The sequence below is a fragment of the Tepidanaerobacter sp. EBM-49 genome (genome assembly GCF_001896645.1).
In the GTDB taxonomy this organism is placed as follows: Bacteria; Bacillota; Thermosediminibacteria; order Thermosediminibacterales; family Tepidanaerobacteraceae; genus Tepidanaerobacter; species Tepidanaerobacter syntrophicus.
In genome coordinates, this window is sequence record NZ_MPPE01000013.1 from 50,973 (window position 1) to 63,389 (window position 12,417).

Annotated in this window: 10 protein-coding genes and 1 other RNA gene; 10 read left to right on the plus strand and 1 reads right to left on the minus strand. The window is 35.8% G+C overall.

The genetic code is table 11. The features are described from left to right. Window positions 1-4 precede the first annotated feature (4 nt). The 6 genes from rpoD (at window position 5) to rnpB (ending at window position 4,627) form a co-directional block, all read left to right on the plus strand. On the plus strand, window positions 5-1,129 hold the full coding sequence (gene rpoD / locus BUE08_RS02245) for an RNA polymerase sigma factor RpoD (RefSeq protein ID WP_337957029.1): 1,125 nt from the start codon (window positions 5-7) through the stop codon (window positions 1,127-1,129). Window positions 1,130-1,185: 56 nt separating this feature from the next. After that, a complete protein-coding gene (locus tag BUE08_RS02250; protein WP_286680251.1) occupies window positions 1,186-1,869 on the plus strand; it encodes a tRNA (adenine(22)-N(1))-methyltransferase in 684 nt (227 codons plus the stop codon). Beyond that, on the plus strand, window positions 1,866-2,978 hold the full coding sequence (locus BUE08_RS02255; protein ID WP_286680252.1) for a Nif3-like dinuclear metal center hexameric protein: 1,113 nt from the start codon (window positions 1,866-1,868) through the stop codon (window positions 2,976-2,978). Before BUE08_RS02250 ends, BUE08_RS02255 begins: the two co-directional genes overlap by 4 nt. 48 nt (window positions 2,979-3,026) lie before the next feature. Continuing rightward, window positions 3,027-3,749, plus strand: coding sequence for a zinc ribbon domain-containing protein (locus BUE08_RS02260; protein ID WP_281742881.1), 723 nt, complete (start codon window positions 3,027-3,029; stop codon window positions 3,747-3,749). Window positions 3,750-3,797: 48 nt separating this feature from the next. Continuing rightward, a complete protein-coding gene (locus BUE08_RS02265) occupies window positions 3,798-4,226 on the plus strand; it encodes a ribonuclease HI family protein (protein ID WP_059032943.1) in 429 nt (142 codons plus the stop codon). A 47-nt stretch (window positions 4,227-4,273) separates the two neighbouring features. Then, window positions 4,274-4,627, plus strand: an RNA gene (rnpB, locus tag BUE08_RS02270) — RNase P RNA component class A. Window positions 4,628-4,666: 39 nt separating this feature from the next. Here the strand turns inward: rnpB and BUE08_RS02275 are convergent. Further along, a complete protein-coding gene (locus tag BUE08_RS02275) occupies window positions 4,667-5,866 on the minus strand; it encodes an MFS transporter (protein ID WP_281742884.1) in 1,200 nt (399 codons plus the stop codon). A gap of 249 nt (window positions 5,867-6,115) precedes the next feature. Here BUE08_RS02275 and BUE08_RS02280 point away from each other — a divergent pair, with 249 nt between their 5' ends. The 4 genes from BUE08_RS02280 to BUE08_RS02295 all read left to right on the plus strand — a co-directional run bounded on the left by BUE08_RS02280 (window position 6,116) and on the right by BUE08_RS02295 (window position 11,800). Continuing rightward, on the plus strand, window positions 6,116-7,558 hold the full coding sequence (locus BUE08_RS02280) for a helix-turn-helix transcriptional regulator (protein ID WP_286680253.1): 1,443 nt from the start codon (window positions 6,116-6,118) through the stop codon (window positions 7,556-7,558). Between the two features lie 181 nt (window positions 7,559-7,739). Next, window positions 7,740-8,270 carry a hypothetical protein gene (locus BUE08_RS02285; RefSeq protein WP_059032938.1) on the plus strand — a complete coding sequence of 177 codons (531 nt, stop codon included), beginning with the start codon at window positions 7,740-7,742 and terminating at the stop codon, window positions 8,268-8,270. 103 nt (window positions 8,271-8,373) lie between these two features. Further along, on the plus strand, window positions 8,374-10,506 hold the full coding sequence (locus tag BUE08_RS02290) for a diguanylate cyclase domain-containing protein (RefSeq protein WP_286680254.1): 2,133 nt from the start codon (window positions 8,374-8,376) through the stop codon (window positions 10,504-10,506). 73 nt (window positions 10,507-10,579) lie between these two features. Beyond that, a complete protein-coding gene (locus BUE08_RS02295; protein WP_286680255.1) occupies window positions 10,580-11,800 on the plus strand; it encodes a BTAD domain-containing putative transcriptional regulator in 1,221 nt (406 codons plus the stop codon). Window positions 11,801-12,417 lie beyond the last annotated feature (617 nt).

The window sequence follows — 12,417 nt, forward strand, 5'->3', positions numbered from 1 at the left end:
GCAGATGGAAAAGAAAAACAGCAAAAAAGCAACGCAGGACAAAATGCAGGATAAAATGAAAATTGTAAAGGACCTAATAGAAAAAGGCAAGAAAAATGGGACACTTTCTTACGGAGAAATTATGAATGCCTTAGAAGATTTGGAGGATCTGGATGCTGATCAAATTGATAAAATATATGAATCCTTGGAAGAAATGGGGATTGAAATTATAGACGATAGCGAAGAAGCTTCTACAGAAGAAGATCTTGAACTTGAAGAGGTTCCTCCGGAAGAAATAGACCTTTCCGCTCCAGAGGGAGTGGCCATCGATGACCCGGTAAGGATGTATTTAAAAGAAATAGGAAAAGTTCCACTTCTTTCGGCTGAAGAAGAAATAATGCTTGCAAAGCGCATTGAAGCAGGAGATAAAGAGGCAAAACGCCGATTAGCAGAAGCAAACCTGAGATTAGTGGTCAGCATTGCAAAAAAATATGTAGGCAGAGGTATGCTCTTTCTTGACCTGATTCAAGAAGGCAACCTGGGTTTGATGAAAGCAGTAGAAAAATTCGATTATAAAAAGGGATATAAGTTCAGCACTTATGCTACATGGTGGATAAGACAGGCAATTACCAGGGCCATAGCCGATCAAGCAAGGACCATAAGAATACCTGTGCATATGGTCGAAACAATAAATAAGCTCATTCGGGTTCAGCGGCAGCTACTGCAAGAACTTGGCAGGGACCCTACCCCGGAAGAGATTGCGGAGGAAATGGAACTACCTGTTGAAAAAGTAAGAGAAATAATGAAAATAGCACAAGAACCTGTTTCCCTTGCAACTCCCATAGGTGAAGAAGAGGATAGCTTTTTAGGAGATTTTATCCCTGATGACGAAGCATTAGCTCCTGCAGATGCAGCAGCTTATCTTTTGCTAAAAGAACAGCTGGAAGATGTATTGGAAACCTTGACACCTAGAGAAGAAAAGGTGCTGCGCTTGAGATTTGGTCTTGATGACGGGCGCCCTAGAACATTAGAAGAAGTCGGACAGGAATTTGGAGTAACCCGGGAAAGAATTAGACAAATTGAAGCTAAGGCCTTGAGAAAACTGCGTCATCCCAGCAGGAGCAAAAGGCTTAAAGATTTCTTGGAATAAGGCGAAAACAGTGGGGAATTTTCTCCGCTGTTTTGCTTACTTTGACAGAGGTAGAAATGAGAATCAAAAAGAGATTACAACTTATAGCGTCAAAAATCCCTAAAGGTTCAAAAGTAGCCGATATAGGAACAGATCATGCTTATTTACCCATATATCTTGTGACTGAAGGCATCTGTCCTAAAGTTATAGCAACTGAAGTGCTGCCCGGACCATATCTAAAAGCAAAGGAAAACATTGGAAGATTCGGATTTATGGATCGCATTGAACTGCGATATGGTTCTGGATTTAAACCTTTAACATCAAAAGAAAGCGATGTAGCTGTAATTTCCGGAATGGGAGCCATGACAATTATCGACATTTTCGAAGAATCAAAACAAATTGCATCTTCATTTCAAACTATTATATTGCAGCCAATGAAAAATGTTGCCGAACTTCGAAAATATCTTCTGACTCATTGCTACAAAATAATAGATGAGGATGTTTGCAAGGAAGACGGAAAATTTTATGAGGTGTTAACGATAAAAAGCGTAGGAACTCTAGCTTTTGTTGAGGCAGATGTGCTGTTTGGTCCTATACTGCGGCACAAAAAGGATCCAATTACTGTATCATACATGAAATATCAAGAAAAACATCTTAAGATGATTATTGAAAGCCTAAAAGACTCTCGAAGGACAGACAGCAAACAGATGATTCTTGAATATAAAAAAAGGCTTGATGTGTTAAAGGAGGCCATAAAATGATTTCTTGCAAAATGTTAATTCAAATATTAGAAAAATGGGCAATGACGAACCTTGCATTAGACTGGGACAATCCCGGTTTAGCAGTAGGCGATCCGTCCAAAGATATATCAAAAGTCTTGCTGACTCTCACGGTAACCCAGGAGACAGTTGATTTTGCCTCAAAAAATGATTTTGATATGATAATTTCGCATCATCCGCTTTTTTTTAAACCTTTCAAATCATTAAGAACAGATACCCCCATTGGAAGGCTAGTTTCTACTGCAGTTAAAAATGATATAATTATTTATTCGGCTCATACCAATATGGATATAGCTTATGGAGGCATCAACGATATTTTAGCCAATACCCTCGGGCTTGAACAAGTTGAAATTTTGAAACAAACCTATGAAGAAAAATTAAAGAAAATAGTTGTTTTTGTGCCCAAGGGATATGAAGATACGGTAAGAGATGCGATGTGTGATGCAGGGGCAGGCCATATTGGAAATTACAGTCACTGCACCTTTAATATAAACGGCACAGGCACCTTTAAACCATTAAGCGGTACCCATCCATTTATCGGGGAAGAAGGTAAGCTGGAAAAAGTTGATGAAGTGCGTATAGAAACTATTATTCCGGAAAGTTTGCAAACTAAAGTTATAGATGCAATGCTAAAAGTTCATCCGTATGAAGAAGTTGCTTTTGATATATATCCAGCTGAAAATCAAGGCAAAATTTATGGAATAGGAAGAATGGGCTATATAAATGAATCCATGCCCTTAAAAGAATTTTGTGAAGTTGTAAAGCAAAAACTTAAGACCCCTTATGTTAGAGCTGTCGGCGACTTAAACAAAGAAATTAGAAAGGTGGCCATATGTGGCGGAGCAGGAGCAGACTTATTGCAGACCGCTGCCTTAAACGGTGCAGACGTTATGGTTACCGGCGACTTGAAATATCATGAAGCTGTTGATGCAGGTGAGATTGGCATAGCGGTTATTGACGCCGGACATTTTCCAACGGAGAACATTCTACTTTTGGCTCTTAAAAACTATTTAGACAATGAAAGTAAACTGCAAAACAAAGAAATAGATTTTCATATATTTGAAAATAAGGATCCTTTTATTATTATATGAGAACAGGAGTTATCCCGTTCTCTTTTTATTTTGAAAGAGGTGCATAAAATGGCTAGTGTAAAAGAAGAACTAATTTTACTGTATGAATATCAAACGTTGGAAAAGCAATCTAAGATACTTGAGGCATCATTGAATAATCATATGGCCTTAAAAGAATTAGGAAAACTAAAAAGGGAAATGAGCGAGGAAAAGTCTTTTATCGATAGTAAAAGAGAGCGCTTTTTATTTTTAGACAAAGAGCTAAAAAAAGTAGAAAAGAAGATAAATGAATTTACCGATGAAATAGGACAGTTTGAAGAAAGGATTTATGGCGGAGAAGTGACTACAATAAAGGAATTAAACGCTTTAAAAGACAAGCAGGAATTGTTGCAAGACAGGACTAAAAAAAGTGAAGAAAGTGCCATTGAGATGATGGAAGAAATTGAAATACTTAGCAAGGAAATCGAAAAGTCTCAGGAAATTATTGATACTATCAAGAAAGAATATAGCGAAAAACGATTGAAAACTTGTCAAGAACTTGGTAAAATAAAAGAGGAGCTTGAATCAATTGAAGTACGAAAAACTAAATTAGAAAATACGATTTCTCCCGAGCTGCTTAATATATACAAAAGAATAAAGAAAAATAAACCCAATCCAGTTGCTCCGGTGATAGAAAACTCTACGTGTGGAGGATGTATGACCGAATTATCTATTATGATAGCCGATGAGGTAATGCGCTCAGAAAAAATAGTTTACTGCGAGCACTGTGGTCGTATATTGGTTAAACAGTGAAGAAAAATACTAAATAAATTCGTAAAAATATAAGCAATGGGAGGATTTATGAGTAAACTTACAGTTTATACAGATGGGGCTTCTCGAGGCAATCCGGGAAGCGCGGGTATAGGCATAGTTTTCGTAGACGAAAATAATAATGTCATAAAAGAAATCAATGATTACATAGGCGAGACCACAAATAATATTGCAGAGTATACGGCGCTTGTTACCGCTTTGAGAGAAGCTCTTGAGATGCAGTGTGATGAAATTGAGGTATTTTCAGACAGCGAACTTATGGTAAAGCAGATAAATAAAGAATATCAGGTAAAAAATGCCGGACTTAAGCCGTTGTATGAAGAAGTATGTTCTTTGATAAATGAATTCAAAAATTTTACTATAAGGCATATAAGAAGAGAATATAATAAGAGAGCAGATGAGCTGGCTAATCAAGGAATTGATGAAGCTATTGATGAAGAAGATATAGAATTTGATTAAAAGCTATAAAATGTAACTGATTTTACATAAAATAACACATACATAAATGAGTAAGTCAGATGGTCGCGGACACTTTGTGTTCGAGGAAAGTCCGAGCTCCATAGGGCAAGGTGCTGGGTAATACCCAGTGAGGGCGACCTCAAGGATAGTGCAACAGAAATATACCGCCCGGTATTTTCCTTGGGATGATACCGGGTAAGGGTGGAAAGGTAAGGTAAGAGCTTACCGGCGGGATGGTGACTTCCCGGCCCTGTAAACCCCACCTGGAGCAAGACCAAATAGAGGAGCTTATGCAGTGGCCCGCTGCGCTCCCGGGTATGGTCGCTTGAGGTGTCAGGCAACTGACATCCTAGATAGATGACCATCTAAAACAGAACTCGGCTTATAGACTTGCTCATTTTGCCAATAAACTCGCGTGCAAAAACATGCGAGTTTTTGTGTTATTTACTTTCAGGTTCTTCACTGACAAACATAACTAGAAATCCTCCTAATACTGATATAGCTGCAGCCACATAATACGCAGCAACCAGTGAGCCTGTAACATCCTTGATAAATCCTGTAATTATCGGTGCAACTACTGCCGACATCATACCGGAAAAGTTAAATATGCCCATAGCTGTGCCGAGTGCTTTTTTGTCCATTGCAAAGGCATGACTCCCGGTCCAAGCAACTGCTATCGGATCCCAGGAAGATTTGCCTACTATGCCATAAGCTATGAGCGAAAGAATTATGGCAGCTTTGGAGCGGGCATAGGCCATGAGAAAAATAGTAAGGCTTCCGAGGGGAAAAAGAACAAGAGCTATTTTTTTTCTTCCGATTTTATCTGAGATACTACCCATTACCAGGCTCGGAATTATGGCGCTTATTCCTACGATTGCAACAAAAAGACCTGCAAACTCCATACTTATACCTCTTTCCTCATAGAAAAAAGTGGCACCCCATGTAACCGCAGTCCAATAACCATATAGTGCACAAAATTGAGAAAGATTTATAAATAATAGATTTTTATTTTTAAGCACCTCTAAAACCTTAAAGTTTTCCTGTTGGCCGGCTATGCTTTTTTCTATATTCGGTATTGCTTTATTTAAAATAAATGCGGACAGCAAAGTAAGAATTGCAAGCAGAAGAAATATTGCAGAATAATTACCAAAATGTATGTATAAAGGGCCGCTTGCAGCAAGACCTATAATAAGCCCTAATGACATTCCAAGATTTACAATAGCAGCACCCCTACCCCAAGAGTCAGAATCCACTATTTTTAGCATTATTCCATATGCACAAGGATAGAAAAATCCTGCGCCGAATCCGTGAAATACAGTAAATAAAAGCAAAGATAAATAACTTTTAGCAAATAAAGCAAATCCAATAAGAGCAAATCCTACAATTATAAAAGTTGATATCAAAAGCCTTTTCTGTCCGATTTTATCGGCAAATATTCCGGATGGTATCTGCATTGCTACATAGATGAGGAAATAACTGCCGGTAATTGTCCCTATTTGAGTGTTTGTTAAGTGAAAATTATCTCCTATTACCGAAAGAAGAGGATACATTGCAGTTCTATCTGCGTAGATAAGTGTCCATCCGAGACATAAGGCGATTAAAGGCCATAATATCTTGCTGTCTATTTTGGATTTTGACAATTTGACACCTCCGGAATAGATTTTTCTAATACCTTTTTAATATTATAACAGAAATATCATATATATAGTTAAAACAAAAATTAGTTAGAACAAAGATCTTTTATAAAAATCAAGAAATTTACTGGAAATTTTGTGAAAAATATTGTAAAATAATAGTATAAAATGTAGATTAGTATGAATAGTAGTAATAATTGTAAAACCTAGAGGAGCTTTACTGTGGTTACTATCGTACTAAGGCGGTGAAAAATAGTGCAATGGGAAAAAAGTTTATTCGGAAAATCTATGTTTTCCTTTAACAGCTGCACCTTGTCGATACTTCTCTTTTCGCTTTATTCCGGTTGGTTGCTTGCTTTTCCCTTTGAAGGACAAATTTTTTATGCTTTAGGGGAAAGCAACAATATTTCTGTACAAAATATGCTTTTTTCTGGAATAGCAGCACATTTCGCAGGACTTATTTCCTGCGGCTTATTAATAAAAAATATTCATGAGGCAAAACGGGTTTTTTCAATTTCAGCCTTAGTATGTATAGCCGGCAGCAGCATTTTCTTCACTCCTTATTCTGCAGCATGGCATGTTTCAATAATAGTTATTTCATTTTCGGCAGGTTTTGCGATAGCATCTTGGGGTTTTTATCTTAAGAATTTTACACCCCCCGAAAAAAGAATAAAAACTGTTGCAGATGCACTTATTTTCTCTAATATTTTAATGATAATTTTTAATATAATTGCAGTAAACTTTTCTCCATATACAGCTCTTGCAATATCAATCTTTTCTCTTGTCTTTTCCTTTTTTTTAAATATTAAACTAGATGTTGATGGAGCACCGGAAACAAACCAGCAAAATCCGGCGCTAGAAAAAGAGGTAAAAGTTCCATTATTGTTTTTATGCATTTTCATAATTATTATAACTATTAATTCTGGCCTTATGTATCGCATCATAAATCCTGCATTTTACGAGCATCGGTTTCTTGTCAGCTGGTTTTGGGCGGTTCCTTATATTGCAACAATACTTGTTTTGCGAAATATACCATTAGAAACCAACAGAACTTATGCGTTGATTGTCGGCATTGCCATGATAGGATTTTCCTTTCTGCTCTTTGCTTATTTAGATCGTTCCGCAGGAAGCTATATAATAATAGATTCGTTGATGCTAGGGGCATGTGGCATTTTTGATTTATTTTGGTGGAGTATCCTTGGCGAAATGGTAGATTACAGCCAAAATACTGCAAAGATATTTGGCACAGGTCTTGCAGCAAATGTATTAGGGGTATTTATAGGAGAAATTACAGCAAGCAGAATTTACGCCGCAAATCCGAATACCTCAAGCTCAACAGTAGTAGCCCTTGCTATTGTATTTGTGATAATGTTGATGCTACCTGTCTTAAATAACCAACTTATAAGATTGCTGAAAGAACACGCTTTTCTTACTAATTTTTTTAACATGACTCATCCGGAACAAGATAAGACAATTTATAATCTTATGACTAGCCGAGGACTTACTGAGCGAGAGAAAGGGATTACAGCGTTACTGTTAAAAGGATTAACATACAAAATGATTGCAGAGGAGCTGCATCTTAGCGAAAATACGGTTAAAACTCATATAAAAAATATTTATTCAAAATGCGAAGTCCAGAACAAGTCCCAGCTTATTAAGTTTTTTGATGAAGACAGTACTACAAATACTAAAACATGAAGAGACGAAAATTGTATAAAAATATAGCTCTATAGCTAAATTACTTGTAAAAATCCCTATCACCCTATTAATGTGATAGGGATTTTTACAAATCACCCTTTTTAGGTGGCGACTTTTTTACATTATTATATTACTATAAAATAAAAGAACGGGACAACATATATAAAAGGGTGTGTCTATTTTGAATATTATAAAATTACGGCTAAAATTTATCCTCGCCTCAATATGCTTATTTACTGGTGCAGCCCTTTTACTGACTATAAGCATGAAGGATTGGCCCTATGCCAGTTTTCTTTTTCTTGCTTTAGCCGGCATTATACTAATACTTATTATTTTGCTCATAGCTGAATACAAAGAATACAGTGATGCGAAACTGATTTTGGAAAATGAAATATTGCATATTCAAATAGTTGGAATCGAAGAAAGGGATGCAAAAGTTGTACCGAAGGTAACAAAATTAAATCCTGAATTTGTGACAATATCATGCTTTGGCATACTTTCAGACTCGAAGATGGTCAAATTTAACAAAGATAAAATATTTTTAGACAGCATAGAGATAACTCAGCACAAAATCTCTTTTACCTACAATATAGGAGGTGCAAACAAGAAGGTTATTATTCTCCACGACAAACTGGCCGATGAGCAGATTCAAAATATAGTTCAAAAATTTAAGTACGAGACCGGTGTTCTCGCCAAAATCTTAGACATGTAATTTGGCATTGCGCAGATAAAGGAATTTTTAGATATTATATAAAATAGATAGATATAAGAATATGGGGATGGGGTTGCTTAAAACTTATATAGGAGGGTAAATCATGATAGATAATTTCGCAGAGAGGGTTAATGGCCCGCCTAAAAAAGTACCAAAAGATTTTTTCGAATTGGACCTTGAGTTCTTGCAAATGTTAGAAAATATGGACTATCAAAGTGTCGCAAATGCCTTTTTATTAGTATCAAAAGCTAACTGCGTATTTGTTAATTTGCTTGATGTTTCCGGCGAAAAATTCGTGATTAAAGTTGCATGCGGCCCGAACTTTAACATAAGTGAGGCTAGATCGCTTTCGGAGTACTGTACACTGTTTTGCAGAAGGCTTACTGACTACACAAAATGCAAAAGCGAACAAATTTCGGATGATATAATTATTTTCTCTTCACTTGACGAACTGCTTGGCGAAGAATTTATACAGTCTGAGATTTCAAAAATGATGAACGGACTTGACATAGGCCAGATAGCTGTTGCAAATATCACAAAAGATGGCATTCTTTTGGGAAATGTAATTTTTCTGATGCCAAAAGGCAAAAATTTCAGCAAACATAATAGGATTAGATTTTACCTTAAACATTTGGGCTTATCCATAATACGAAAAAAAGCTGAACAACTTGCAAGACAGAACATTGAGCTGAGCGAAAGCTTAATAAAAATACTCCAGCAAGATTTTAATAGCATAGAGGAATTAATTTATTTCACATTAAATGAGGCGCTAAAGATAACAGAAAGCAAATTGGCATATGCTTTCATTTATAATGAGGACAGTAATGAAATTGAACTTGCTTGTATTTCTGACAGCATATTGAACGAGTGCAAATTAGAAAAAAATAATATTAAAGTAGATTTTGAAAAGGCAGGCTTCTGGGCAAATGTTATAAAGGAAAAACAATCGATAGTTATAAATTGTTTTGATAATCTTGATTTTCAAAACAATTATGTCAATCTATCCAGATACTTATCGGTGCCGATATTTGACAAAGGTAAAATTGTTATAGTGGCAGCCGTTGCAAACAAAGACTCAGATTATACCAAATATGATGAGTCAAGTCTTACTATCTTGTTTAGTAATGCATGGATTCGAATTATTCGCAAGAGAAATGAAGAAATGCTGATAAATGAAAAAGAGCTTCTCGAAGCTACATTAAAATCAATAGAGTATTTAAGCTACCATGATCAATTAACCGGCCTTTATAACCGCAGATTTTTTGAAGAGGAGTTGCGCAGGCTTGATACTGATAGAAATTTGCCTATTGCTGTAATTATGGCAGATATAAATGGTCTAAAGCTGGCAAATGATGCCTTTGGACATGAATTTGGAGATGAAATACTAAAAAAAGCGGCAGATGCTTTAAGACTTTCCTGTAGAAGAGATGACATAGTAGCTAGAATTGGCGGTGACGAATTTGCGGTCTTGCTTCCAAAAACTTCAGAAGAAGGTGTAAAGCAAGTCATCGACCGAATAGTGATTGCAGCTGCCAATACCAAGGTAGGCTCAATAAATTTATCTATTTCTTGCGGGTGGGAAGTTAAGAAATCCGCAGAAGAAGACATAAATGAAATCATAAAAAGAGCGGAAAATCTTATGTATAAAAATAAGTTGTTCGAAAGTTCTAGCATGCGAAATATGACTATTTCAACAATTGTTAAAACTTTATATGAAGCTCATCCCTTAGAAGAAAAACATTCGAAACGAGTAAGCGATCTATGCGTAGCCATAGGAAAGGAGATACTTTTAAGCTCAAGAGAGTTAAGTGAGCTTAAAACAATAGGCCTCCTTCACGATATTGGCAAAGTTGCAATAGACAAATCAATTATAAATAAAACCGGTCCATTGACAGAGGAAGAAATAGCAGAAATGAGGCGGCATCCAGAAATAGGCTATCGAATATTGAGCTGCGTAGGTGATTTTTCAGAAATTGCACAATACGTACTTGCGCATCACGAAAACTGGGATGGTTCCGGATACCCAAAGGGTTTAAAGGGCGAAGAAATACCACTGAAAGCAAGAATTGCAGCAATTGCTGATGCATACGATTTTATGACCAATTATAAACCTTACCCAAGAACATTGTCGCAAAATGAAGCAGTGGAAGAACTTAAGAAGGGTGCGGGAAAGGAATATGATCCTGATCTTGTAGCTGTTTTTATAGAAAAAGTTCTTATAAAGTATCACTTTTAAATGTTATAATTAAAATAGAGATAAAAAGACAATCAGACTAAGAAGAAAATGGGGTTTAAAGGGGGGTGTCGGTTTGACTATAAAGATTAATACATTTGGTAATTTCGACATAAAACTTGACGATGAGTCAATTTTAAAAAAAAGCAAACGAAACAATAAGAATCTGGAATTGTTAAAGTATTTTATTACTTATTACAATAAGAAATTAGTTCCGGAAGATATAATAGAGAGTTTATGGCCTGATTCAGATTTTATAGATCCGAAAAATGCCCTTAGAACTCAAATATTTCGTCTTAGAAAAGGCCTTGAGTCTGTCGGACTTATAAATAGCGAGGAGACGAAGCACTACTTTGATATAATTTTCGAAAACGGATTTTATATATTCGATCCCGGCGATTCTTGCACAATTGATTTTGTTCAGTTCGAGGAAAAGGTAAAAGAAGCTGATAGTTTAAGAGTGGATAATCCTGAAAAGGCGAAAAAGGTTTACTTAGAAGCAATAGATATATATAAAGGAGAGTTTCTTGCAGAAAATCCCTATAGCGAATGGGCGTTTCTTTTTCGGAGCCGCTATCATCGTATTTTCGTCCAGTCCGTGTTAAGACTTTTTGAGTTGTTAAAGGAAAATAATGAATATCTGGATATAATAGACATATATGAGAGAGTAGTCAATTATGAACCTTTCGAAGAATCATTCCATGTATACTTTCTCGATGCACTAATCGAATTACATGAGTATAAAAATGCCTTGAATCATTATAATTATATAACTGCAAGACTGTATAAAGAAATGTCTGTAAGACCAACGCCTGAGCTTAAAGCCATATACCACAAAATTACTGCCGGCAGCGAAGACGACCCCGAAAAGAATCTTACACAGATAAGCTATACCATAATAAATGAAGATGTTATTAACGGAGCGCTATTTTGCGAGCCGGATTATTTCAAAGCCATATATAACTTTGAGCGCCGCAAGATACTTAGATCCGGGGATAAAGAATTTTTAGGCTTGATTTCAATTATTGAAACCGGCAGTAATTGTTCTGACAAAGATATAGATGTAGCAAAAAATATCTTACACGAAATCTTGGCCCGGTTTCTACGCAAAGGAGATGTATTTAGCTGGTGGAACAAATCTCGAGTAGTTGTTTTGCTTACTGATATAGCGGAAGAAAATCTCCAAAATATAGGAAATAGGATTAATGAAGAATTTAAAAAAAGGCTCCTTACGCCGCAAATTTCTCTGGAAATTTCATTTCAGCCCGTAGGTGCCAAAGAATCTTTTATCCAATAAATCTTAAATTAATAATATAATTAATTGATTTTTTCCGGCTTTCTAAGCTTTCTAAGCCGGATTTTTTTGTTACTATAAGCTTGCCATTCTAACAAGCAAATATCATTTCATATTCTACCCCTCTTCGTGTCCCGCTGGCCAATCTCGCCGTCCCATATTTTTCTCTTTTATTGCAAGATATGTTAGTCTCGCCCGCTATGTTTTCTCCTTTTCTTTCTATTGTATCTTACTGTTATTGTGCAAACATGAAACTACTTATTGCAAGTCGAATTAGCTCCATAAAGATCTCGCCCTCTATGAGCCTATACTTATTTTGAAGGATAACGAGGTCTTTTTTTATGTCTAAATCATTTTTTCTGCAAAAATCTATAAATATTTATATTATCTGCCATTTTAAATGCAGTAAAGAATCCTGTTATCTGTAATTCAATTGTGCCTGTAATGAAATTTAAATAAAATTAAGAAAAAATTGTAATAACATTCAAATGAAAGTCTAATAAAACACCTCCCTGATACAACTTAACTTTTTCACCCAGAACAGAAAAAATAAGCCTGTATCCTTTGCAATATAAAGGATACAGGCTTTTCATTTACATCATAAAGTTGTTATGCTACAA